The 23,169-nt window shown below is 72.4% G+C and carries 20 protein-coding genes; 9 read left to right on the forward strand and 11 right to left on the reverse strand.

Annotation, left to right across the window (positions count from 1 at the left end):
* Window positions 1–70 precede the first annotated feature (70 nt).
* The 7 genes from ABZ815_RS36785 (at window position 71) to ABZ815_RS36815 (ending at window position 9,231) form a co-directional block, all read left to right on the forward strand.
* Window positions 71–1,102 carry an acyl-protein synthetase gene (locus ABZ815_RS36785; protein ID WP_357705837.1) on the forward strand — a complete coding sequence of 344 codons (1,032 nt, stop codon included), beginning with the start codon at window positions 71–73 and terminating at the stop codon, window positions 1,100–1,102.
* A complete protein-coding gene (locus tag ABZ815_RS36790; RefSeq protein ID WP_357705838.1) occupies window positions 1,099–2,367 on the forward strand; it encodes an acyl-CoA reductase in 1,269 nt (422 codons plus the stop codon). Before ABZ815_RS36785 ends, ABZ815_RS36790 begins: the two co-directional genes overlap by 4 nt.
* A 316-nt stretch (window positions 2,368–2,683) precedes the next feature.
* Window positions 2,684–4,855, forward strand: a complete 2,172-nt coding sequence (locus ABZ815_RS36795) for a hypothetical protein (protein WP_357705839.1) — start codon at window positions 2,684–2,686, stop codon at window positions 4,853–4,855.
* 106 nt (window positions 4,856–4,961) lie between these two features.
* Window positions 4,962–6,212: a glycosyltransferase gene (locus tag ABZ815_RS36800; protein ID WP_357705840.1), complete on the forward strand. Its 1,251-nt coding sequence runs from the start codon at window positions 4,962–4,964 to the stop codon at window positions 6,210–6,212.
* Window positions 6,199–6,897, forward strand: a complete 699-nt coding sequence (locus tag ABZ815_RS36805; protein WP_357705841.1) for a class I SAM-dependent methyltransferase — start codon at window positions 6,199–6,201, stop codon at window positions 6,895–6,897. Before ABZ815_RS36800 ends, ABZ815_RS36805 begins: the two co-directional genes overlap by 14 nt.
* Before the next feature lie 173 nt (window positions 6,898–7,070).
* The gene (locus ABZ815_RS36810; protein ID WP_357705842.1) at window positions 7,071–7,745 is read left to right on the forward strand and encodes a polysaccharide deacetylase family protein; all 675 of its coding nucleotides are present in this window, start codon (window positions 7,071–7,073) and stop codon (window positions 7,743–7,745) included.
* 28 nt (window positions 7,746–7,773) lie between these two features.
* Window positions 7,774–9,231 carry a hypothetical protein gene (locus ABZ815_RS36815; RefSeq protein WP_357705843.1) on the forward strand — a complete coding sequence of 486 codons (1,458 nt, stop codon included), beginning with the start codon at window positions 7,774–7,776 and terminating at the stop codon, window positions 9,229–9,231.
* Here ABZ815_RS36815 and ABZ815_RS36820 read toward each other — a convergent pair.
* The 4 genes from ABZ815_RS36820 to guaA all read right to left on the reverse strand — a co-directional run bounded on the left by ABZ815_RS36820 (window position 9,228) and on the right by guaA (window position 14,321).
* Window positions 9,228–9,692: a response regulator gene (locus ABZ815_RS36820; RefSeq protein WP_357705844.1), complete on the reverse strand. Its 465-nt coding sequence runs from the start codon at window positions 9,690–9,692 to the stop codon at window positions 9,228–9,230. The two genes, ABZ815_RS36815 and ABZ815_RS36820, sit on opposite strands and share 4 nt — an antisense overlap.
* The gene (locus ABZ815_RS36825) at window positions 9,689–11,311 is read right to left on the reverse strand and encodes a CHASE3 domain-containing protein (RefSeq protein ID WP_357705845.1); all 1,623 of its coding nucleotides are present in this window, start codon (window positions 11,309–11,311) and stop codon (window positions 9,689–9,691) included. Before ABZ815_RS36825 ends, ABZ815_RS36820 begins: the two co-directional genes overlap by 4 nt.
* Entirely contained in the window at window positions 11,308–12,486 is a 1,179-nt protein-coding gene (locus ABZ815_RS36830) for a SpoIIE family protein phosphatase (RefSeq protein ID WP_357705846.1), read from the reverse strand. The genes ABZ815_RS36825 and ABZ815_RS36830 overlap by 4 nt, the downstream gene beginning before the upstream one ends.
* A 287-nt stretch (window positions 12,487–12,773) precedes the next feature.
* Entirely contained in the window at window positions 12,774–14,321 is a 1,548-nt protein-coding gene (gene guaA, locus ABZ815_RS36835; RefSeq protein WP_357705847.1) for a glutamine-hydrolyzing GMP synthase, read from the reverse strand.
* A gap of 97 nt (window positions 14,322–14,418) precedes the next feature.
* Here guaA and ABZ815_RS36840 point away from each other — a divergent pair, with 97 nt between their 5' ends.
* Entirely contained in the window at window positions 14,419–15,372 is a 954-nt protein-coding gene (locus tag ABZ815_RS36840) for a hypothetical protein (RefSeq protein ID WP_357705848.1), read from the forward strand.
* Here the strand turns inward: ABZ815_RS36840 and ABZ815_RS36845 are convergent.
* The 4 genes from ABZ815_RS36845 to ABZ815_RS36860 all read right to left on the reverse strand — a co-directional run bounded on the left by ABZ815_RS36845 (window position 15,317) and on the right by ABZ815_RS36860 (window position 20,088).
* Window positions 15,317–16,201, reverse strand: a complete 885-nt coding sequence (locus ABZ815_RS36845) for an SDR family NAD(P)-dependent oxidoreductase (RefSeq protein WP_357705849.1) — start codon at window positions 16,199–16,201, stop codon at window positions 15,317–15,319. The genes ABZ815_RS36840 and ABZ815_RS36845 overlap by 56 nt on opposite strands.
* A 39-nt stretch (window positions 16,202–16,240) precedes the next feature.
* Complete coding sequence (locus ABZ815_RS36850) at window positions 16,241–17,731, reverse strand: DUF885 family protein (protein WP_357705850.1); 1,491 nt, start codon at window positions 17,729–17,731, stop codon at window positions 16,241–16,243.
* A 10-nt stretch (window positions 17,732–17,741) separates the two neighbouring features.
* Window positions 17,742–18,983, reverse strand: a complete 1,242-nt coding sequence (locus tag ABZ815_RS36855) for an MFS transporter (protein ID WP_357705851.1) — start codon at window positions 18,981–18,983, stop codon at window positions 17,742–17,744.
* Between the two features lie 106 nt (window positions 18,984–19,089).
* Window positions 19,090–20,088: a LacI family DNA-binding transcriptional regulator gene (locus ABZ815_RS36860; protein WP_357705852.1), complete on the reverse strand. Its 999-nt coding sequence runs from the start codon at window positions 20,086–20,088 to the stop codon at window positions 19,090–19,092.
* A 50-nt stretch (window positions 20,089–20,138) separates the two neighbouring features.
* Between ABZ815_RS36860 and ABZ815_RS36865 the strand changes: the two genes are divergently transcribed.
* On the forward strand, window positions 20,139–20,852 hold the full coding sequence (locus ABZ815_RS36865; RefSeq protein ID WP_357705853.1) for an alpha/beta fold hydrolase: 714 nt from the start codon (window positions 20,139–20,141) through the stop codon (window positions 20,850–20,852).
* Here the strand turns inward: ABZ815_RS36865 and ABZ815_RS36870 are convergent.
* From ABZ815_RS36870 to ABZ815_RS36880, 3 genes are read right to left on the reverse strand one after another with little or no spacing between them, the layout of a single operon-like run.
* Window positions 20,827–21,792 carry a pyridoxal-phosphate dependent enzyme gene (locus tag ABZ815_RS36870; RefSeq protein ID WP_357705854.1) on the reverse strand — a complete coding sequence of 322 codons (966 nt, stop codon included), beginning with the start codon at window positions 21,790–21,792 and terminating at the stop codon, window positions 20,827–20,829. The genes ABZ815_RS36865 and ABZ815_RS36870 overlap by 26 nt on opposite strands.
* 23 nt (window positions 21,793–21,815) lie before the next feature.
* Window positions 21,816–22,556: an MBL fold metallo-hydrolase gene (locus ABZ815_RS36875; protein ID WP_357705855.1), complete on the reverse strand. Its 741-nt coding sequence runs from the start codon at window positions 22,554–22,556 to the stop codon at window positions 21,816–21,818.
* 5 nt (window positions 22,557–22,561) lie between these two features.
* Window positions 22,562–23,167 (reverse strand): TetR/AcrR family transcriptional regulator, encoded by a 606-nt coding sequence (locus tag ABZ815_RS36880; RefSeq protein ID WP_357705856.1) that lies wholly within the window; start codon window positions 23,165–23,167, stop codon window positions 22,562–22,564.
* Window positions 23,168–23,169: the final 2 nt, after the last annotated feature.

Here is a 23,169-nt window from a genome sequence, read left to right on the forward strand (position 1 = left end):
CGGAGGCGTGGACGATGCGGCTGCCCTTGGTCGGGGTGGGTGTTCGGGGGTTGTGGGGGGAGGCTGGGCGGTGAGTGTGTTCACGCTCGACGCCGCCGCGCGGGAGGCGGTGCTGGCCGGGGAGCTGGCGGCGCTGACCGAGCGGCACCGGCGGGCGTGCCCGCCCTACCGGCGCATCCTCGACGCGATCGACTCCCGTCCGCCCTACGAGCGGGTGGTCGACCTGCCGTGGCTGCCGGTGCGGCTGTTCAAGACGCACGAGCTGCGCAGCGTCCCGTCCGAGGAGGTGTTCCGGGTCCTGACCTCCAGCGGCACCACCGGGCAGCGCCCGAGCCGGGTCTACCTCGACCGGGAGGCTGCCGCCGCGCAGCCGCGCATGCTGGCCGCGACCCTGCGGGCGGTGCTGGGCGAGCGGCGGCTGCCGATGCTGATCGTCGACGGCCGCTCGGTCGTCCGCGACCCGACCCTGAGCGCCCGGGGAGCCGGGGTGCTCGGGATGATGAACTTCGGCAGAGACCACACCTTCGTCCTCGACGAGCAGGGCGAGGTCGACGCGGAGGCCGTCGAGGCGTTCCTGGCCCGCCACGGCAGGAAGCCGTTCCTGATCTTCGGGTTCACCTTCATGGTCTGGCTCTACCTGCGCGACCTGGGGGCCGACCTGTCCGAGGGGGTGCTGATCCACTCGGGCGGCTGGAAGCGGCTGGCCGAGCAAGCGGTCGACAACGACGGGTTCCGCCGGCGGCTGGCGGCCGACTGCGGGCTGACCAGGGTCCACAACTTCTACGGCATGGTCGAGCAGATCGGCACGGTCTTCCTGGAGGGCCCCGACGGCGACGGGCTCTACTGCCCCGACTTCGCCGACGTCGTCATCCGCGACCCCGACACCTGGCGGGAGGCCCCGCCCGGCGTGCCGGGGCTGATCGAGGTGGTCAGCACCCTGCCCACCTCCTATCCCGGCCACGCACTGCTGACGGAGGACCTGGGCATGGTGCACGGCGTCGACGACGGCCACTGGCCGGGCAAGCGGTTCACCGTACTGGGCAGGCTGCCGAGGGCCGAGGCGCGCGGTTGCAGCGACACGTTCAGGCAGGGCGGCCGATGACCGATCAATCGATCACCGCCCGGATGCCGCGGCTGGGCGACGCGGCCGGGGTCGTGGTGCGCTTCCCGCCCGGCGCCTCGCCCGTCGCCGTCGAGGACCTGCTCGCGCAGATGCGGCAGGGCGTCCCCCTTGAGGTGGGCGACGAGCGGATGCGGGCGTTCCTGGCGGCGTTCGGCAAGCGCCTGCTGCGGCCCGCGCTGGCCCGCCGCCATCCCGAGCTGGGCTCGCTGGGGTTCTTCCTGCGGCCCAGCGAGCTGGCCCGCACCCTCGAAGGGCTGCGCACCTCCCACGTACGCGTGCCGCGCGGCCTGGTCTTCCACCTGCCGCCCGCGAACGTCGACACCGTCTTCGTCTACTCCTGGGCCCTGTCGGCCCTGATGGGCAACCGCAACGTCGTCCGCCTGTCGCCGCGCGCGGGGGCGGTGGCCGAGGTCATCATCGACACGCTGCGGGAGGCGCTGGCCGACGCCGATCCGGTGGTGGCGGCCACGCAGCGCATCGTGTCCTACGACCGGCGGGCCGAGGCCGTCACCGCAGGTCTCTCGGCGGCCTGCGACCTGCGGGTGATCTGGGGCGGCGACGACACCGTACGCGAGGTGCGCCGCCATCCGCTCGCGCCGCACGCCCGCGACCTGACCTTTCCCGACCGGTCGTCGTTCGCGGTGGTGAGCGCGGCGGCGTGGCTGTGCGCGCCGCGCGCGGCCCGGGTGGCGGCGGCCGAGGGGTTCGTCAACGACAGCTACTGGTTCGACCAGGCCGCCTGCTCCTCGCCCCGGACGGTGTTCTGGGTGGGGGCCGACGGCGACTGCGAGGCGGCGCGGGGTGACTTCACCGAGCAGGTGTCGCGGGTGCTGGCCGGGCGCGGGTGGGAGGTCGACGCGGCGATGGCGGTGGAGAAGCGGGTCTCGGTCTACGGGCTGGCCGCCGACGGGCTGGTGGACCTGATCGAGTTCCGGGGCAACGCGCTGGCCAACGTCACGCTGGCGGCGGCGGCCGCCATGCCCCGGCGGTGGCTGGGTGCGGGCACCTTCGCGCACGCGCGGGTGTCGACTCTGGCGGAGCTGATCCCGATGGTCGAGCGTAAAGACCAGACGTTGACGCACTTCGGGTTCTCGCTGGGTGAGCTGGAGGAGCTGGCCCGGGGGCTCGCCGGGCGTGGGGTCGATCGCATGGTGCCGGTGGGGAGCGCGTTGAGCTTCCACCGGGTGTGGGACGGGGTCGACCTGCCGGGCGAGTTCACGCGACTGGTGACCGTGGTCAGATGAGCCCTTGTCGGACGAACCGGCCGCGCACGGGGCTGGGCCACCGATGACGACGCTCTCTCCGCCTGCCGCCAGGCGACTGCTGACGGCCGTCCCCCCACTCGAAGGCACACCACCCCGAACCCGAGACGCCCGCGCCCTCTGTCCCGCCGCTTGGTGCTGAGGGGGTCCTGAGGGAGGGGCCGCCGGTTGAGGGTGGAACGGCTGGTCCGCTGCCTGGGGTTGTCGTTCGGGGGTGAAGCGGGTGTGCCTTCCCGTTCGCTGGGGGCTCGGCGGGAGGGTCGGGTTTGTGGGGTTGGTTGAGTAGGGGGTTGGTGGGATGACGGTTGTTCTGGTGGAGGGGGTGGCGGGGCGGCGGGGGCTCCGGTTTCCGGGGCGGGAGCTGTCGGGGTGGGTGCCGGCGGGGGTCGTGCTCGGTGCGGCGGTGTGGGTGCTGCTGTGGTGTGGGGTTTCGGTACGGGACCTGGCGGCCTTCGCCGCGTACGTCGGGCTCGGGGTGGCGCTGCCGGGGACGTTGCTGTGGCGGGCCCTCACCGGCGGCGGACGGACGCTCGCCGAGGACGTGGCCGCCGGGCTGGCGCTCGGGTACGCGGTCGAGGTCCTGGCCTACATCCCCGCCCGCGCGGCGGGCCTGCCGCTGCTCGTGCTGGGCTGGCCCGTCACGGTCGTCGGGGCGTTCCTCGTGGTGCCGCGGTTGCGGCGTCACTGGCGGGGCCGGGCCGAACGCGAACGCATGCCCTGGTGGTGCGCCTGGTCGCTGGCGGGGGTCGCCGGTTACCTGCTGGCCTTCTGCGCCCGGTCGCTCTACCGGGTGCCGATCACCGACGCGTACGTCGACATGCCCTACCACCTGGCCCTGCTCGGCGAGGTCAGGAACCACGTGCCGCCCACGGTGCCGTCGGTGCTGGGCGAGCGGCTGTCCTACCACTGGTTCGTCTACGCCGAGATGGCGGCCACGAGCTGGGTCACCGGGATCGAGCCGCTGACGCTGGTCTACCGGCTGTCCACGCTGCCGATGACGTTCGCGATGGTCGTGCTCGTGGCGGTGCTCGGGCGGCGGCTCGACGGCCGGTGGGGGGCGGGGGTCGCGGCGGTCGGCGTCACGTACTTCCTGTTCGCCCCGGCGCTGCAGGAGGGCGTGGTGTTCACCTCGCGGTCGATGTTCACCGCGTGGGCCAGCCCGACGCAGACGTTCGGCGCGTTGTTGTTCGCGCCCGTGGTGCTGGTGCTCACCGCCATGCGGCCGAAGGGGTGGGCGGCGGTGGCCGTGCTGCTGCTCGCGCTGACCGGGGCGAAGGCGACGTTCCTGCCGATGCTGCTGGCCGGGCTGGTGTTCGTGCTGGTCGTGCGGTTGCCGGTGGACCGGCGGCCGCGGCTGGAGTGGGTGGTGCCGACGGCGATCACGTTCGGGTGCCTGCTGATCGCGCAGTTCGTGGTGTTCGGGCGGGGGGCGCAGGGCACGGTGGTGGCGCCGTTCGCCACAATGCGCACGTTGTGGGGGGTGGTGGCGGACGTGCAGCCGCCCGCGCTGGCCGCCGAGCCGTGGGGGCCGGTGCTGGTGTTCGCCGGCGTCCACCTGTTCTGCCTGGTCTGCGTGTGGGGCGGCGTGGCGGGGCTGAAGGCGCGGCTGCTGGACCCCGCGGTGTTGTTGCCGGTCGGGATCGGGCTGGCGGGCATCGGCGCGATCATGGTGCTCGGCCATCCCTCCGACGCGCAGCTCTACTTCCTCGAAGGGGTGCGGCCGTACCTGTCGGTGGCCGCGGTGTGCGGGGTGACGGCGGCCATGGATCGGCGGCGGGTGCCGTGGGCGGTGGTCGCGGGCCTGGCCGGGCTGGGGGTCGCGGTGGCCGTCGTGGCCGCGCGGCTGGAGCCGCCGGGCGAGACGCTGGTGCGGGTGATGGTGCCGTACCTGGTGCTCGCGGCGGTGGCCGTGGTGGTGCTGGCGTTCCGGCGGAAGGGGTTCTCGCTGGCGGTGGTGGCGCTGCTGGCGGGGTACGCCGTGCCGACCTCGCTGCGGGAGGTGGTCGTGCACGTCGCGCCCGAGTCGTGGGAGCGCGAGCGGCTGATCCCGGCCGGGGCGCTGGAGGCCGGGCGGTGGCTGCGCGACCATTCCTCGCCCGGCGACGTGGTCGCCACCGACCTGCACTGCCGCAACCCGGCGCCCCGCCGTACGTGCGACAGCAGGCACTTCTGGGTGTCGGGGTTCACCGAGCGCCGGGTGCTGGTCGAGGGCTGGGCGTACGCCGAGAGCACGCTGTCGCGCGCCGAGCTGTTCGTGACCCCCTACCTCCAGGTGCCGTTCGCCGACCAGGCCAGGCTGGCGGACAACGACGCGGCCTTCCGCGAGCCGTCGGCCGCGAACGTCCGCAGGCTCCGGCAGAAATACGGCGTCAAATGGCTGTTCACCGGCAATGATCCGGCGTTGGGGAAATACGCCGAACTGCGCTTCCGCAACGCCGACTCCTCCGTGTACGAGCTCACAGCCGGGTAAAGCTTGTCCCCGTTCATGGAATGGTGACGAGAAACGGCACGCGCCCCGCTGGACGCCCCCAGCACCATTTCCGTGAACCTACCGCCACAAGCGATCAGGGAACTCTATGGACACGCGCGCCGCCATGGACCCTAGCCCCAACGTCCTGGACACCTCGGCCGGCCTGGCGGCCGTCGACATCGTCATCCCGGTGCTCAACGAGGAGCGGGCGCTGCCGGGCTGCGTGCGCACGCTGGCCGGGTTCCTGGAGGACAGGTTCCCGCTGCCGTGGCGCATCACGGTCGTGGACAACGGCAGCACCGACGACACCTGGAACATCGCCACCGGGCTGGCCGCCGAGCACGAGCGGGTGCACGCCCGCAGGCTCGACATCCGGGGCCGGGGAGCCGCGCTCAAGGCGGCCTGGCGGGAGAGCCCGGCCGACATCGTCGCGTACATGGACGTCGATCTGTCCACCGACCTCGGCGCGCTGTTCCCGCTGGTCGCGGCGGTGGCGAGCGGGCATTCCGAGATCGCCATCGGCACCCGGCTCGCGCACAGCGCCCGCACCCTGCGCTCGATCAGGCGCGAGGTGGTCTCGCGCAGCTACAACGCGCTGCTCCGGTACGGGTTCGGGGTCAGGTTCAGCGACGCGCAGTGCGGGTTCAAGGCGGCCAGGACCGACGTGGTCAGGCCGCTCATGGACAAGATCGAGGACGACGCGTGGTTCTTCGACACCGAGCTGCTGCTGCTGGCCGAGCACAACGGCCTGCGCGTGCACGAGGTGCCGGTCGACTGGATCGAGGACACCGACTCGCGCGTCCGGGTGGTCAGGACCGCGATCGACGACCTGAAGGGGCTGGCCAGGGTCGCCTGGTCGATGTCGATGGGCCGGGCCGAGGTCGAGGTGACGCGTTCGGAACTCACGCCCACGCATCCCGACGCGGTGGTCGCCCGGCCGAGGGCGGTGACGCTGGCGAAGTTCGCCTCGTTCGCCGCGATCGGCGTGTTCTCCGTCCTGCTGTACGCGCTCATCTACCTGCCGTTGCGCGGTGTCTGGGCGCCCGCGCCGGCCAACCTGGGCGCGCTCGTGCTCACCGGGTTCGTCAACACCGAGGCCAACCGGCGGTGGACGTTCAACCGGCTGGGCGGGCGGCGTACCGCGATGCACTTCCGGGCGGCGCTGCTCTTCGTGGCCAACTACCTCCTGACCACCTCCGCCGTGCTCGGGCTGCGCAGCGTCTCTCCGGGGGCCGGGCGGCTGATGGAGATGAGCGCGGTGGTCGCCACGTACGGACTGCTCACCCTGATCCGCTTCACCGCACTGGACCGCTGGGTCTTCTCCCGCACAAGGAACCAGGTACATGGAAACCACTGAAATCCGTCGGCTGCTCGACCTGGAGGACACCCACTGGTGGTACCGGGAGCGGCGCGCGATCCTCCGCAGGGAGCTGCGCGAGCTCGGCCGTCCCGGGCGGGCCCTCGACGTCGGCGCGGCCGGCGGCGGGAACACCCGGGTGCTGGTCGAGGCGGGCTGGGACGCCACCGCGACGGACTACTGCGAGACGGCGGTCGAGGTGGCCAGGGAGCGCGGGCTCAAGGCCGTGCACGCCGACGCGCGGGCGTTGCCGTTCGAGACGTCGAGCATGGACCTGGTGACCGCGTTCGACGTGCTCGAACACATCCACGAGGATCATCTCGTCACCGAGGAGATCGCCCGGGTGCTGGCGCCCGGCGGGCACGCGCTGATCGCCGTCCCGTGCGACATGGCGCTGTGGTCGGCGCACGACGACGCCGTGGGGCACGTACGCCGCTACGGCCGCGACACGTTGACCGTCGTGGTGGAGAAGGCCGGGCTGAAGGTGGACCGGCTGTGGAGCTGGAACGTGCTGCTGCGCCCGCTCGTGGCCCGGCACCGGCGGCGGTCGCAGGGCAGCGACCTGCAGCGGACGCCCGCGGTGGTCAACGCGGGCCTGTCGATGGTGGTGCGCGCCGAGCGGTATCTGCCGGTCAGGTCACTGAAGGGTGTGACGCTCTTCCTGCGGGCCAGGCTGGGGCGGTAGGCGCGGGGGCTGCCGGAGCCGGGCCGAGGGCGGGTCCCACGCCGGAGCCGGATCGAGGGCGGGTCCCAAGCTTGCGGAAGGTCCCATGCCGGAGCAGGCCGCGAGCCAGGGCGCAGGTCTCAAGTCGATGTCCGCGCGCACGGGCGGGCCCGGATGGTTCTAGGCTGTCGCCTGTGGTGATTCACGCCCTCCTCGCGGCCACTCTGGCCCTGACCGCCACGCCCGCGGCCGCCGCCCCGAAGATCGACTGTGCCCGGCTCAAGTGCCTGGCGCTGACCTTCGACGACGGCCCGAGCGAGCACACGGCGACGCTCCTCAAGGTGCTCAGGAAGGAAGGGGCCAAGGCCACCTTCTTCCTCGTCGGCAAGCAGGTCGAGCGGCGTCCGGCGCTGGCTCGGCAGGAGGCCGCCGAGGGGCACGCGATCGGCGACCACACCTACTCGCACCCCTCGCTGCCGACGCTGCGCGACGACGACATCATCGAGGAGCTGCGCACCACGCAGGCCCTCATCGAGGACGCCACGGGTCGCCGGCCGAAGATGTACCGCCCGCCCTACGGACACACCGACGAGCGCGTGCTGCGGATGGCCGACCAGCAGGACCTCGCCGAGATCCTGTGGACGGGCACCACCCTCGACTGGAAGCTGCGCGACGCCAAGAAGATCAAGGCGACGGTGCTCAAGCTGGCCAAGCGCGACGGCGTCATCCTCATGCACGACACGGTCCCGCAGACCGTCAAGGCGATGCCTGAGATCCTCAAGGAGCTCAAGAAGCAGGGCTACACCCTCGTCACCGTCCCGACGCTGTTGCGCGGCAAGGTGCCGGAGTCCGGAGTGAGCTACTTCTGAGCACGCCTCCCTCCGAAGTGCTGGAGCCATGGAGAGTGTCGGTGCCGTAGCGCGTCCCAGGCCGTGGGGCGCGCTCGCGACCTTCCTGATCATCCAGGCGGTGCTCGCCTGCTGGTGGGCGGCCTACTACCCCGGGCTGTTCAGCCGCGACTCGGTGCTCTATCTCAGCCACACGGTCGTCGGGCCGTGGATGAGCGATCATTCGGTGGCCTACGACGCGCTGCTGTGGCTGAGCTTCACCAAGACCGGTGACCTCGGGGCGGTCTCGTTCGCCCAGACCACGGCGATGGCGGGGGCGCTGACCTATCTGGCGCGGTCGCTCGGGGCGTCGGGGGCGCCGCGGTGGGCCACGACGCTGGTGGCGGTGCTGGCGCCGGTGACGCCGACGGTCGGGGCGTTCACGGTCACGCTGTGGAAGGACGTGCCGTTCACGATCTGCGCGATCATGATCGCGGGGGTCTGCGCGCGCATGGCCGCGCGCCGGCGGGTCTCCCTGGCCGGGCTCGGCGTGCTCATGACGCTGCTCGGGCTCTTCCGCGCGAACGGCTTCCTCGTCGTGGGCATCGCCGTCGTCGTCCTGCTGGTGGTCGTCGCCACGCGACGGGTACGCCTCGCGCTCGTCGGCACGGTGGCGGCCGCCGTGCCACTGCTGCTCACCAACCTGCTGTTCCCGCGGTTCGGCATCACGCCGCCGTCCAGCACGTACGTCTACCACACGGCCTTCGCCGACGTGGCGGTGGCGTTCAGGGAGCGTCCTGAGCTGTTCACCGAGCAGGACAAGGCGCTCATGACCTCGGTCGCGCCGCTCACCAGGTGGTGGGAGGGCGGCACCTGCGCCACGGTCAACCTGCTCATCTGGCGCCGCGACTTCAGCTGGCAGGCCGCCGACGCGCACGCGACCGAGCTGCTCGACCTGTGGAAACGGCTGCTGACCAGCGAGCCCGGGATGATCGTCGACGCCCGGTTGTGCCGGGGGGCGATCGCGTGGAGCCCGGTGCAGGACCCGTTCGTGGTGGGCGGGATGACGTACCGGTTCTCCCGGCGGCCCACCGCCGACACGTACGTGGGGCCCGGCAAGGTGCCGGACTTCGCCGGTCGTGGGGTGTTCTCGCTCCGGCCGCTGTCGGCCGAGCTGAACCAGGTGGCCGAGCCGTGGCTGACGGGGGCGCTGGCCCCGGAGTGGGACTGGGTGTTGTGGCGGGGGGCGTCGTGGGCCTACCTGTCGTACGCGGCGGTGGCGCTCGGGGCGCTGGCCCTGCGCAACCGCTATGTGCTCGGGGTGGCGGCGGTCGTGGCCGGGCAGCAGCTCGCCGTGCTGGCCAACATCTCGGCGCAGGACTTCCGGTACATGGCCACGCCGATCTTCGTCGGGCTGCTGCTGGTGCCGCTGCTCGTCGGGAGCGTCGGACGGCTGCTGCTCGCCGCGGCCAGGTGGGCGTGGCGGGCGCTGCGCCGCCGGGCCACGCCCGCCGCGGAAGGCGGCTAGGCCAGATCCTGGCCGTCGGGCAGCCGGGTACGGCCGGGCAGCCGCACCACGGTGACGAAGAACTCGTCGATCTGCCGGATGACGGCCATGAACTGCTCCAGGTCCACGGGCTTGGTCACGTACGCGTTGGCGAACAGCTTGTAGCTGCGCAGGATGTCCTCCTCGGCCGAGGAGGTGGTCAGGACGACGACCGGGATCGCCCGCAGCTCCGGATCGCCCTTGATCTTCTCCAGCACCTGCCGCCCGTCGTACTTGGGCAGGTTGAGGTCGAGCAGGACGAGGTCGGGCCGGGGCGCGCCGACGTGCGCACCGCGCTGGTAGATGAAGTCGAGCGCCTCCAGGCCGTCGCGCACGACGTGGAGGTTGTTGCGGATCTTGTTGTCCTCGAACGCCTCGCGGGTGATGAGCTCGTCACCGGGATCGTCCTCCACCAGGAGCACTTCGATGGGCTGGACGGTCATTCGGGTGCTCCTTCGTCGGTGACGGCGGGCAGGGTGAAGCTGATCCGGGCTCCCTCGGTGTGGCCGGTGTCGAGCCAGATCGTACCGCCGTGGTTCTCCACGATCTTCTTGCACATCGCCAGGCCGATGCCGGTGCCGCTGTACGCCTCCCGGCTGTGCAGGCGCTGGAAGATGACGAAGATCTTATCGGCGAACTCGGCGTCCACGCCGATGCCGTTGTCGGTGACCGAGAACAGCCACTCCTTCTCCCGCTGCTCGCAGGTGATCCGGACGCGGGGTGCGCGGTCGGGGGCGCGGAACTTCAGCGCGTTGCCGACGAGGTTCTGCCAGAGCATGCCGAGCATCGTGGGGTCGCCGATCACGTTCGGCAGCGGGTCGGGCCGCTCGATCTCGGCGCCGGTCTCCTCGATCACCGTCGACAGGTCCACCAGTGCCTTGTCGAGCGACTCCTCCAGCTCGACCGGCTTGCGGTCGTCGTACAGGCGGCCGACGCGGGAGAAGGTGAGCAGGTCGTTGATCAGGACCTGCATGCGGGTGGCGCCGTCGACGGCGAAGTGGATGTACTGGACGCCGCGCTCGTCGAGCACGTCGCCGTAGCGCTTCTGGAGCAGCTGGCAGAACGTGGCGATCTTGCGCAGCGGCTCCTGGAGGTCGTGGGAGGCGACGTAGGCGAACTGCTCCAGCTCGGCGTTCGACCGCCGCAGCTCCTCGGCCTGGGCGTCGAGGCCCGCCGCCTGCTCGCGCAGCAGGACGTGCTGCTTGCGGGACTCGTCGAGGGCGAAGACGATCTTCGTGCGCATCGACTCCACGTCCCGCGCGACCTCGCGGATGTCGGCCGGCCCGCTGACGGGGATGACCCGGTCGAAGTCGCCGCCGGCGATGTCGCGGGCGGCTTCGCGCAGCTCGTCGAGCGGACGGCCGATCGCCCGCCGCAGCAGGACCGCCATCGCGACGCCGGCCAGCAGGAACAGGATCAGCATGATGACGAAGGCCAGGTTGCGCACCTGCTCGACCCGCGCCAGCTCCTCCTGGGCGCGCTGGCGGGTCTTGGCCAGCCGGTCGTCCTGCCGGTCGAGCAGCGCCCTGATCTCGTCGAAGGCGTGCTTGCCGCTCTCGATGCGGCTCGCGGAGATGACGCCGTCGGCCCGCTTGTCGGCGGTGAGCGGCTCGGCGTAGTCGCGCCGCCAGGCGGCCGCCGTGTCGCTGACGGCCTGCAGCTCGCCCTTCAGCTCCGGACGGTCGCCGATGAGCGCGGCGATGCGTTCGCGGCTGCGCCGCTCGGCCTCCACGCCCGCCGTGTACGGCTCAAGAAAGTCCTCGTTGCCGGTCAGCAGGAAGCCGCGTACGCCGGTCTCCTGGTCGATGAGCGTGCTGCGCAACTGGGCGGCCTCGATCCTGGCCGGCGAGATGCGCAGGATGACCTGGTCCGACAGCCGGGCGGTGCGGTCGAGCATCACGGTGGCGACCACGACGCAGGTGACCACCAGGACCGACACGGCCGCGATCATCAGCACGAACCAGCCGTGCACGGTCAGCCGCCGCCAGCCCTGCTCATCCGCCCGCGTACGGGAAACCTTGTGCACGGCCCGCCTCTCCGGCACGGACGCCTGTCCGCTCACGATTCGTCTTTCCAGCGCAGGTGCACGACGGCGACGTCGTCGGCCGTCGCGTCGTGGACGGAGGCCGCCTCGACGTCGGCGAGGATCGCGTCGAGCAGGGCCTCGCTGCCGAGGCCGGTCCACCGGTGGGACAGCTCCAACAGGCCCTCCTCGCCCAGCCACCGCGGCGCCTCCCCCGGCAGCCGTCGCTCGAAGAGGCCGTCGGTGTAGAGCGTCACGCCGCCGCCCTCGGGCAGCTCCAGCAGGTCCTCCTCCCAATCGGCCTCGATGGGCAGGCCGAGCGCGGGCCCCTGGCGGGGGTCGGCGAGGAGTACCGAGTCGGCCGTGTGCAGCAGCAGGCCGGGATGCCCGGCGCGCCAGACGCGCATGGTGTGCCGGTCGGGCTCCAGGACGACGGTGGACATCGTGACGAAGATCTCCGAGCCGGCCCGTTCGGCCAGGAGGATGCGTTCGAGCTGGCGCAGCAGGGGGACGCCGGTCACGCCGTTGAGCACCAGCGCGCGCCAGGCGATGCGCAGGCAGACGCCGAGCGCGGCCTCGTCGGGTCCGTGGCCGCACACGTCGCCGATCACCGCGTGCACGACCTTGTCGTCGGTCTCGACGACGTCGAAGAAGTCGCCGCCCAGCGTGGACGACCCGCGGCTGGCCCGGTAGCGGGAGGCGACCTCCAGCGGCATCTGCTGCAGCAGCGGCGACGGCAGCAGGCCGCGCTCCAGGCGGGCGTTCTCCTTGGCCCGCATGCGCTCGGTGTGCAGCGCCACGGCCGCCTGCTCGGCCTGCTTGCGCTGGATGGCGTAGCGCAGGGTGCGGCCCAGCCATTCGGCCTCGACCCGGCCTTTGACCAGGTAGTCCTGGGCTCCGGCGGTCACCGCGGCGAGGCCCGCGCCCTCTTCGGCCAGGCCGGTCAGCACGACGACGGCGGCGTCCCCGGCCTCCTCCAGCACCGACGACAACGCGGAGAACTCGTAGGAGTCGGGCAGGCCGAGGTCGAGCAGCACGCACTGGGGACGCAGCCGGGCCAGCGCCCTGCGCGCCTCGTCGACCGAGCGCGCCCACTCCAGCCGCACGGCGAGGCCGCTGTCCTCCAGCAGCGCCTGGACGATCAGCGCATCCTGCGGATCGTCCTCCACGAGCAACACCAACGGCTGCCGGTCATCCTCACTCGCATGGGCCATGTTGGCAATTGCACCCTTCGTCACCGGCACCGAGCTCTAGCGAATCGACGCCTCAGGTGCCCCACTGCCCACTCCGGCCAAGATTTGGCCCAAACTCACCGACTTTTCCCAGAAAACTTTCCGGTATGCGTCCACGGGCTGAGCAATCGTCACGGGCCAGGATCCGGCGGGCACGGCGAATCGACCTCTTTCCACCATAACCAATGCTCTGACCTGCATTAACCGCTCATGGCCGGACATGCGAACGGTCCGGACCGAAGCCGGCCCGGACCGTCAGCACAACGGCGTCACTCCCACTCGATGGTGCCCGGGGGCTTGCTCGTCACGTCGACGACCACCCGGTTGACCTCGCGTACCTCGTTGGTGATGCGGGTGGAGATGCGCGACAGGACGTCGTAGGGCACCCGCGCCCAGTCGGCCGTCATCGCGTCCTCGGAGGTCACGGGCCGCAGCACGACCGGGTGGCCGTAGGTGCGGCCGTCGCCCTGCACGCCCACCGAACGCACGTCGGCCAGCAGCACCACCGGGCACTGCCAGATCTGCCGGTCGAGGCCGGCGCGGGAGAGCTCTTCGCGGGCGATGGCGTCGGCCTCGCGCAGCAGCGCCAGGCGGTCGCGGGTGACCTCGCCCACGATGCGGATGCCGAGCCCCGGGCCCGGGAACGGCTGCCGCCAGACCATGGCGGGCGGCAGGCCCAGCTCTTCGCCGGCCCTGCGGACCTCGTCCTTGAACAGCGCGCGCAGCGGCTCGACCAGCTTGAACTGGAGGTCTTCCGGCAGGCCGCCGACGTTGTGGTGGGACTTGATGTTGGCGGTGCCCGTGCCGCCGCCGGACTCGACGACGTCGGGGTAGAGAGTGCCCTGGACCAGGAAGTCGACCGGGCCGTCGGCCATGATGGCGCGCTGCTCGTCCTCGAAGACGCGGATGAACTCGCGGCCGATGATCTTCCGCTTCTCCTCCGGGTCGGTGACGCCCTCCAGCGCCTTCAGGAAGCGGTCGGAGGCGTCGACGACGCGCAGCTTGACGCCCGTGACGGCCACGAAGTCGCGCTCGACCTGCTCGGCCTCGCCCTTGCGCAGCAGCCCGTGGTCGACGAAGACGCAGGTGAGCCGGTCGCCGATGGCCCGCTGGACGATCGCGGCGGCCACCGCGGAGTCGACGCCGCCCGACAGCGCGCAGATGGCGCGGCCGTCGCCGACCTGGCGGCGCACGGACTCGACGGAGTCTTCGACGATGTTGAGCATCGTCCAGGACGGACGGCAGCCGGCCGCGTCGAGGAAGTGCTTGAGCACGGCCTGACCGTGCTCGGAGTGGAGCACCTCGGGGTGGAACTGCACGCCGTAGAGGCCGCGCTCGGGGTGCTCGAAGGCGGCGACCGGCGTCTCGCTCGTGGACGCGGTCACCGCGAAGCCCTCGGGGGCCGCGGCCACGCTGTCGCCGTGGGACATCCAGACCGTCTGCGCGGCGGGCAGCCCCTGGAAGATGACGCCCTCGTCGAGCACCTGGAGCGCGGTGCCGCCGTATTCGGCGACGCCCGTGCGGGCGACCTCGCCGCCCAGCGCCTGGGCCATGGCCTGGAAGCCGTAACAGATGCCGAACGTGGGCACGCCGGTCGAGAACAGGCCGTGCGGCACGGGCGGCGCGCCTTCGGCGTAGACCGAGGACGGGCCGCCGGACAGGATGATCGCCTTGGGCTTCTTGGCCATCATCTCCTCGACGGGCATCGTCGAGGGCACGATCTCGGAGTAGACGTGGCACTCGCGCACCCGCCTGGCGATGAGCTGCGCGTACTGTGCGCCGAAGTCGACCACCAGCACTGTGTCGAATTCAGACACCGTGAGAACCCCCCAAAGGCGAAATGCGGTGCCTTCATTGTATCGGCCTCGGGTATTACGCCTGGCCTCACACCCGCACTCGTGCTAACACAGAACGGTGGATCTTGTCTGGCCGGCCTTGGCGTGGGTCGTGTGGGCCGCCGCGCTGGCCGCCGCGTTCGGGTTGACGACGCGCCGGGCCGCCTCTCCCCCGCCCGTCCCTGCTCCCCAGGCGCCGCCGTCCGTCGTCGAGCTCTTACGCGGGCTGCGCGCCGGCGAGGTCTTCCACGCCACGGTCTTCGACCTGGCCAGGCGCGGGTTCCTGACGATCCGGGGCGACCGGCTCACGCTCTCCGCGAACGGCGAGGGGCAGTTGTGGCCGTACGAGCGGTGGGTGCTCGACCGGATGGCCGCGCGGCTGGCGGGAGCGCCGCAGGCGCCGGTCGTCGCTGTGATGCCGGACAGCGGCGACCTCGACGCCGAGTTCGTGCCCCTGGTGCGGCAGAGCGCCATCGACCTCGGGCTGGCCCGGCGGCGCTGGCAGAGCATGCTCGTGCCGCTGCTGCTGGCCGCCACGCTCGCCGTCCCCTGGTACGTCACCATCTCCCAGGCGGGCGTGTCGTGGCCCGGCTGGATCGCCACGGCGGGGGCGTTCGTGGCCGGGACCGCGCTGCTGCTGGGCGGGCGCGGCTTCCTGCTGACGCCGCTCGGCCGCGAGGTCGCCGGGCCCGAGCCCGCGCCGGTGGACCCGCGACAGGAGTGGATCTTCACCGGCGACGAGTGGCGCGGCGTCCTGGTCGAGCCCGCGCCCCGCGACGGCGGCGCGGCCAAGCGGCAGGAGGTCGAGGGCCGGGTGGTCAAGCGCTGGATCGTGACCGAGCACGGCGACGACCTGTCCTCCTCGCGCACCTGTTACGTGGCGGTGCACGACGGCACCTCGGAGCGGGCGCCGGCCTACCGGGCCAAGGAGCGGTTCTACCAGGACGTGCTGCCGGGCGACTTCGTCCGGCTGCTGGTCAATCCCCGGCGTGGGAGCGTGGTGAGCGTGCTGGTCCACGAGCGCCGCTGGTAGCGCCGGGCAGGTCGCCGGCCAGCAGGAGCTCGGTCTGCCTGCGCAGGCGGTCGCCGAACTCGGGGTGGGTCAGCACGAGGAAACGTTCCTCGTGGATGGCCCGGACGACGAGGGCGGCGACCTCGGCGGGCTCGACGCCGCGCGCCATGGCCGCCGCGACGGCCTCTCGGGCGGCCGACTCGTCGTCCGTCGGGGTGGTGACCAGGTCGGCCGGGCGGGAGCGGTCGGAGTCGTCGATCCGCGTCCGGACCGCGCCGGGGCAGAGCGCGGTCACGCGGAGCTTGGAGCCCACGGTGGCGAGGTCCTGGGCGAGCGACTGGGAGGCGGCCAGCGCGGCGTACTTGGTGATCGCGTAGCCGCCCGCGCCCGGCGCGGCGAGCAGCCCGGCCACGGACACGGTGTTGACGACGTGCCCCTCGGTGTCCTGCCGGATCATGCGCGGCACGAACGCGTGCACGCCGTGCAGCACGCCCCACAGGTTCACGCCGAGCAGCCAGGCGAAGTCCTCGGCGGTCCTGGTCCACATGTGACCGCCCTGGTAGACGCCGGCGTTGTTGCACAGCACGTGCACCGCGCCCAGCTCGCCGAAGCTCCGGTCGGCCAGGTGCCGCACGGCGGCCGCGTCGGAGACGTCGGTGACCTGCGTGAGCACCTCGCCCGGCCCGGCGGACGCCTTCTCCGCGAGCGCGGCCGTCCCGGCCAGCCCGCCGGGGTCGACGTCGGCCAGCATCAACGCCATGCCCTCGGCGGCGAACCGGACGGCCAGGGCCCTGCCGATGCCGCTGGCCGCGCCCGTCACCACCGCGACCTTGCCGGACAGTTCACGCACCGCCTGAACCTCCCTAGCGCTCGCTCGGTCCCCCCGACGCTACAGGATCGCGCCGAGCAAACCCAGGGGCGGCGAGCCGAGGTCGAACAGCGCCTTGTGGAAGCGCTGGAGCGTGAAGCCCGCCCCCCACTGCTCGCGTGCCTGCTCGCGCAGGTCGAGGATGAGCAGCTTGCCCCAGGTGTAGCGGCCGTACGTCGGGTCGAAGGAGGCGCGGCGGGCCTCCGACAGCGCGGCGGGACCGGCCAGGTGGGTGTCGGACTCGAAGCGCCTGGCGCCCTCCTCGACCGTCATCTGCCCGGTGTGCACGCCGATCGCGCAGGCCAGCCGGGTGACCCGGATCAGGGCCTCCACCCAGACGCCGATCTCGAAGCGCGGGTCGTCGGGCGCGAAGCCCTCCTCGACGCACAACTCCTCGGCGTAGTGCGCCCAGCCTTCGACGAAGGCCATCGACTGCAGCAGCCGCCGCACGTCCGAGGGGGCCCGGCGCAGCGCGCGGGCGTGCGAGAAGTGGCCGGGGGCCACCTCGTGCACGTTGATGGCGGGCAGCGTGGTGGCGCTGAAGACCTCCAGCCACTCCTCCTGGTCGCGCTCGCTCCAGGACGCGTCCGGCGGGGTGATGTGGTACCAGGAGGGCCCTTCGGGCTCGCCCGGCGAGTTCCACGCCATCATGGCCATGGCCCAGCGGCGCGACTCCGGCGCCAGCCCGACCAGGCACTCGCCGTCGTGGTAGGGCACGAGGTCCTTCTCGCGGGTGAAGGCGATGGCCTGTTCGGTGCCGATCCTGGCCGCCTCGATCACGCCGTCGGCGTCGGGGTGGTCCTTGACCAGCTCGCGTACGACGTCGAGGGGCGGTTCGGAGCGTCCGAGCTTCGCGCAGGACTCGGCGAGCAGCCCCATGAGCCGGTCGCGTTCGGCGTCGGCGCGCTCGGCCAGCCTGCCCAGGTCGACCGGCAGGCCCTCGGCGCTGCTCATGAGCTTGACCAGGGCCGCGCCGCCGAGCGCCGCGTCGGGGTCGCCCTCGGCGGCGGCCCGCGCGACGTGGGCCACGAGCCTGCCGTGGGCCTCGATCGCGGCCTCGTCGGTGATGCCCGCGGCCAGGCCCTTCACCGCGCCCAGCAGGGACGTGGCGACCGGCGCCGCGACCTGGTCGAGCGAGGCGATCGCGGCGTCCACGGCGGCCGGCCACTGCGCCAGGTGGGCGGCCTTGGCGGCGGCGCGCTCGGCCTCGGGGCCGTAGTCGCGGTCGTAGCAGGCCAGGTCGAGGTTGGACAGGTGGATCAGCGGGTTCCTGCGGTGCAGCTCCAGCTCGCCGAGCTGGGCGCGCATGGTCTCCTCGAAGATCTGCAGGTGCTCGGCGTCGTGCGGGTCGGCCGGCGCCTCGCCCTTGCCCAGGCGCTCCAGACCGGCCCGTACGCCCTCGGGAGACAGGTCCTGGATCTGGCCGTCGTACTCGTGCCTGCCGCCCCCTTCGCGCGCCTCGGACACCATCAAGTCGGTGATCGCGCGCAATCTGGGGTCAAGTTCTGTCATGTCGCCGACGCTAGCGCACGGCCCTGATCCTGAGGACCCCGACGGAGCCGACCAGCGAGATCACGATGCCCACGACGAACAGCGCCGGGTAGCCGCCCGTCCCCACCACGACGGCGGCGAGGGCGGGCGCCAGGATCTGCGGCCCGGCGTTGGCGATGTTGATGACGCCCATGTCCTTGCCCGCGTCGTCGGGGTCCGGCAGCACCTTCGCCACCAGGGCCATGTCCACGGCCAGGTAGACGCCGAACGCGATGCCGTGCGCGACGTTGTAGACGATCATGCCCTCGAACGTCGGCATCACCAGCGGGATGCCCAGGAACACCGCCGAGGACAGTCCGGCGACGAGCGCGAACAGCCGGAAGCGGCCGAGGCGGTCGGAGATCGGGCCGATCACGAGCACCGCGAGCAGCGTGGCGGCCTGGCCCGTAAGCATCAGCAGGCCCATCGTGGCGACCACCTCGCCCTTGGGGATCTTGATGAAGTCCTCAAGGAGGAAGAGGTTGAAGGTGAAGATGACGAAATATCCGAGCATGACGCCGAAGCGGGACACGAAGGCCCAGGTGAAGTCCGGGCTCTTCAGCGGGCGTACGAACCCGGCCAGGAACGCCCTCAGGCCGAACGGCTCGCGCGCCATCCCCACCGAGGACGTGTCCGGCGTCGCGACCACGACCAGCACCGCCGCGACCAGCAGCAGCACCATCGCCACGTAGTACGCCCCGCCGGCGGCCAACTGCGGGAACACGACGAACATGATCGACGCCGCGATGGTGGCCAGCGGCGTGCCGAGCCCGAACAGGCCGGAGTAGGTGCCGTACCGGCTCGGCGGGACCCGGTCGGGCAGGATCGCGGTCATGGCGGCCTGGTAGCCGTTCATGATGGTCTGCACGCCCGCCCAGCTGATGCCGAGCATGAGCACGCTGCCCGCGTTGGCCTGCGCGAACAGGGCGAGCACGCCGAGCAGGACGCAACCGAGTATCCACGGCGAGCGGCGGCCGAAGCGTGACCTGGTCCGGTCGGAGATCTGGCCGAAGACGGGGTTGGCGAGGGTGGCCATGAGCGGGCCGATCGAGTTGGCCAGGCCCAGCGCGGCCACGTCGTTGACGCCGGTGATGCGCTGCACGTGCACGGGCAGGACGAACGCGCCCACGCTCATCCACAGGAACATGACGGCGACGTTGGCCAGCGGAAGCGTCAGGTGGAGCGGCCCGAGCCGCCGGGTGTCCCTGTGCGCGCCGCTCAGAACTTCAGCCATGGGGGGACCTTTCCGAGCAGTGATGATACGTATCACCGACGATTGCTCTGGACTGTAGGTCGCACGGGAAGGGCTGACAAGACGCGCGTCCAACTCGTTACGCACCTCAGGCGCTGGCCCTGATCACCAGCCGGGGCTCGAACCGGGCGACGACCTCGCCGGCCACGGACGGCCGCTCTCCTCGGACGATCCCGTCGACCTCGCCCGCCAGGTCGGCCGGGCTCGCGGTGGCGTCGAAGTGCACGCTGGTCAGCCGGGGCCGCATGAGCGTGCAGATCGGCAAGTCGTCGGCGCCGACGACGGCGACGTCCTCGGGGACCCGCAGACCGGCGTCCTGCAACGCGCTGATCAGCAACATCGCGTACTCGTCGTTGTAGGCGAAGACGCCGTCGGGCAGGTCGCCCGCGCGGACGATCCGCCCCGCCTCCTCCTCGGAGAAGGCCAGGTCGATGCGCGCGGCCCCGGGAACGACCTCCCGCACCCCCGCCAGCCGGGCCCGTCCCATGGCGTCGACGCCCTCCTCCCGGGGCACGACGGCCGCCAGCCGCCGGCTCCCCCGTTCGACCAGGTGGCGGGCGGCCGCGGCACCGAGGGCCCGGTGGTCGAACACCACGGCCGGCACCAGGGGCGAGGGCTGGTCGGACAGGCCGACGACGGCCCGGACGCCCGAGGCGTGCAGCAGGTCCACGGCGGGCCTGGTCAGCCGCGCGGCCTCGACGATGACGGCCGAGGGCCGCAGGGCGAGCCAGCTCCTGGCCGCCGCCACGCCCTTGAGGGTGCGCTCGCCGTACTGGACGAGGGTGTAGCCGCGGGCCCTGAACTCCTCCTCCAGCTCGTCGAACACCTGCTGCGCCAGCCGGCCCACCCTGGCCCGCGACAGCGGCATGAGCACGATGCCGCTGCGGCCCGTACGCAGCGTGCGGGCGGCGGCGTCGGGCACGTAGCCCAACCGGGCGGCGGCGTCGCGGACCCGCCTGCGGGTCTCCTCGCTCACGCGGGCGTGGGGGTTGTCGGTGAGCACGTAGGAGACCGTGGCCTGTGAGACTCCCGCGGCCCTGGCCACGTCGACGCTGGTCGGCGGGCGGTCCCCCCTTGTCGTGTTCACGGGGTGGATGGTATCAACTGCTTATACGTATAATCTGGAGAGGCTGCCGCATGAAGCTGCACACTCGTGAATGGGGCTCGGGCGACCGCCTGGCCGTCCTCGTCCACGGCATCATGGCCGACTCGCGCTGCTGGTGGCGGGTGGGCCCCGAGCTGGCCGCGCGCGGCTACCGGGTCATCGCCGTCGATCTGCCCGGCCACGGCGAGAGCCCCCGCGCCGACGCCTATCCGCCCGAGCTGTTCGCCTCGTCGCTGGCGGAGTCGGTGCCCGCGCACCCCGAGCTGGCCATCGGGCACTCGCTCGGCGGTCTCACGCTCGGCCTCGCCGTCGAACGGCTCATGCCCGTACGGGCGATCTACTCCGATCCGGCCTTCCGCCTGCCGACGCCGGAGAGCGGCGCCCTGGAGTCGATGGCGGAGTTCACCGACGAGACCGGCGAGCTGATCGCCGCTCTGCACCCCGGCTTCTCGGCCGAGGAGGTGGCGGTCGAGGTCGAGATGCTCGCACGCTGGGACCGCGGGTCGGCGCTGTCGCTCGTCGAGGCGTCCGGCATGGACTTCACGCCCGCGCCCGTCGTGCCGTCGCTGGTGCAGGTGGCCGACCCGAGTCTCCTGGTGCCGCCGGCGTTCCAGGAGGAGTTGCGGGGCAAGGGGTTCGAGGTGCGCGTGGTCGCGGGGGCCGAGCACACGATCCACCGCCACCTGTTCGAGGACTTCCTGGCGGGGCTGGAGGGCTGGATCAGACCCGCTTCCGCAGCTCGGTGAGGCGTGCGGCGACGTCGAGGCCCTTGGCGGCGGCCCAGGCGTCGTCGTGGTAGGTCGCCAGGTGCCGGTCGGCCGCGTCGCCCACCAGCGAGACGACCGTGCCGGTCTCGCCCCTGGCCCGCATGCGCGCGGCCAGGTCGAGCGCGGCCCACAGCGCGGTGCCGGACGAGCCGCCCACCGGCAGCCCGGTGACCTCCCTGATGAGCCGGGCCCCCGCCACGCTCGCCGCGTCGGGCACCGGGACCACCAGATCGACCAGGTCGGGCCGGAACCCCGGCTCCACGCGCGGACGGCCGACGCCCTCGATCCGCGAGGGCATGCCGGTGGCGTAGTCGGGCACGTCGAGCGTCCAGCCCGGGAAGTACGCGGAATTGTCGGGATCGGCGACGGCCACCCGGCAGCCGAACTGCCCGGCCACGGCCCCCAGCGTGGCCGAGGTCGCGCCCGTGCCCGCGCCCGTCACCACCCAGTCGGGACGGACCTGGGCGAACAGCTCCTCGGCCAGGTCGTGCGGCGCGGCCCGGCCGAACTGGTCGAGGAAGTGGCCGCCGATCCGCCTGGCCGCGTCGTAGATGGCCAGCGGCGGCGTGACGAACCGGCACTCGCCGCCGAGCGCCTCCACCGCGCGAGCCCGCGCCGGGTCGTGCCTCCCCGGCATGACCACGACATAGGGCAGGCCGAGCCGCCGGGCGAACCACGCCTGCGCGACCGCCGCGTTGCCGCCGGTGGCCTCGACCACGGTAGTGCCCTCGGTGACCAGGCCGTCGAGCACCGCCTGCCGGAACAGGGCCCTGGCGTGCCGGTGCCGCAGGCTGCCCGTCGGCTGGCCGGACTCGTCCTTCAGCAGCAGGCGCACGCCCGGGACCCGGACGGGGAAGTCGATCAGCCTGGTGGGGGGCCCGGCGGCCAGCGCGTCGAGCGCGCGCGTGCTCCAGCTCACCGGACCACCATGTCAGGACGAGGTCAGGAAAGCTCCACCTGTTCGCCAGGGGCGAGCAGCACGAACCGCTCGCCGAGCCCCGCGAACGCCTTCTCCAGCGTGTCGCGGCCCTGCGTGAAGTGCGCCCACTGCTCGAAGTGCAGCGGGACGACGTGCCGCGCGCCCAGGATGTCGGCGGCGGTGACGGCGTCCTCGCTGGTCAGCGTCAGGAAGCCGTCCACCAGCGGGGTGCGCGCGCCGCCGGCGAACAGCAGCGCCACGTCGATCTGGGGGAACCTGGCGGCCACGGCCCGTACGACGTCGAGCGAGGCGTTGTCGCCGCTCACGTAGACGGTGGGCAGGCCCTCGCCGCTCAGCACGAAGCCGGTGACCTCGCCCGTCAGGTGCTCGGTCCCGTCGGGGCCGTGCTGGGCGGGCACGCCGGTCACCCGCACCGGGCCGACCTCGGTCTCGCTCCAGTTGGGCAGGGCGCGCACCGGCTCGCCCACCCGCTCGGCCGCCGACGCGGTGGACAGCGCCAGCGGCACCGTGGCGAGGAGCGCACGGCCCGCATTGTCCAGGTTGTCGGGGTGCTGGTCGTGCGAGAGCAGCACGGCGTCCACCGGGCCCACCTCGTCAGGGGCGAAGGCGGGGCCGGCCGTCTTCTTGAGCACCCTGGCGCCGACCGGGTGGTCGCCCGGCGCGTCGAAGGTGGGGTCGACCAGCAGCCGCACGCCGCCCAGCTCGATGACGGCGGTAGGACCACCGGCGTAACGAATCTTCATGTCCGTCAACGACACGGCGGCACGGCGGGTTTATTCCGCAGGCCGTCGAGCACCCGGGTCAGCGTGCGATGGCAGAGCGCGCGGAAGTCGGGCTCCGCCATGCCCATCCGGCCGCTCAGGTACTGCTGGACCAGGCCCTGGGTGCTCGCCGTGACCGCGAGCGTGGTCTCCAGCGGGTCGTCCTCGCGCAGCACGCCCGTGCGCATGCCCTCCTCGACCAGCGCCACGACCACGCTGAACGGCGGGCCCTGGCCGTCGTGGAAGTCGTCGGGGAAGCGGCGGGCCCGCGCCCAGGCGTCGGAGATCAGGAAGTGGTACAGGTGGGGGCTGCCGAGCGCGAAGTCGAGAAAGTCGTCGAGCGCCGCCCTCACGCGTTCCTCCAGGCCGCCCGTCCGGGGCCGGCGGGCCCACGCCTCGGCCAGCTCGCGGGCGGCGGCGTCGGCGACGGCACGCAGCAGGGCCTCCCTGTTGGGGAAGTGCCGGTAGATGGCCATGGCGGTGACGCCCACGGCCTCGCCCACGCGCCGCATGCTGACGGCCTCGGCGCCCTCCTCCAGCAGGATGCGCCGGGCCACGGCCTCGATGCGCGCCGCCGTCCCTCGCTCACTCACGT

Source organism: Nonomuraea sp. NPDC047529 (assembly GCF_040642995.1).
Taxonomy (GTDB): Bacteria; Actinomycetota; Actinomycetes; order Streptosporangiales; family Streptosporangiaceae; genus Nonomuraea.

Bases quoted from the DNA above. Each gene is read 5' to 3' on its own strand.
- ABZ815_RS36790 (WP_357705838.1), top strand. From the start codon at position 1,099: ATGACCGATCAATCGATCACCGCCCGGATGCCGCGGCTGGGCGACGCG.
- ABZ815_RS36795 (WP_357705839.1), top strand. From the start codon at position 2,684: ATGACGGTTGTTCTGGTGGAGGGGGTGGCGGGGCGGCGGGGGCTCCGG.
- ABZ815_RS36800 (WP_357705840.1), top strand. From the start codon at position 4,962: ATGGACACGCGCGCCGCCATGGACCCTAGCCCCAACGTCCTGGACACC.
- ABZ815_RS36805 (WP_357705841.1), top strand. From the start codon at position 6,199: ATGGAAACCACTGAAATCCGTCGGCTGCTCGACCTGGAGGACACCCAC.
- ABZ815_RS36815 (WP_357705843.1), top strand. From the start codon at position 7,774: ATGGAGAGTGTCGGTGCCGTAGCGCGTCCCAGGCCGTGGGGCGCGCTC.
- ABZ815_RS36820 (WP_357705844.1), bottom strand. From the start codon at position 9,692: ATGACCGTCCAGCCCATCGAAGTGCTCCTGGTGGAGGACGATCCCGGT.
- ABZ815_RS36830 (WP_357705846.1), bottom strand. From the start codon at position 12,486: ATGGCCCATGCGAGTGAGGATGACCGGCAGCCGTTGGTGTTGCTCGTG.
- ABZ815_RS36850 (WP_357705850.1), bottom strand. From the start codon at position 17,731: ATGACAGAACTTGACCCCAGATTGCGCGCGATCACCGACTTGATGGTG.
- ABZ815_RS36855 (WP_357705851.1), bottom strand. From the start codon at position 18,983: ATGGCTGAAGTTCTGAGCGGCGCGCACAGGGACACCCGGCGGCTCGGG.
- ABZ815_RS36865 (WP_357705853.1), top strand. From the start codon at position 20,139: ATGAAGCTGCACACTCGTGAATGGGGCTCGGGCGACCGCCTGGCCGTC.
- ABZ815_RS36875 (WP_357705855.1), bottom strand. From the start codon at position 22,556: ATGAAGATTCGTTACGCCGGTGGTCCTACCGCCGTCATCGAGCTGGGC.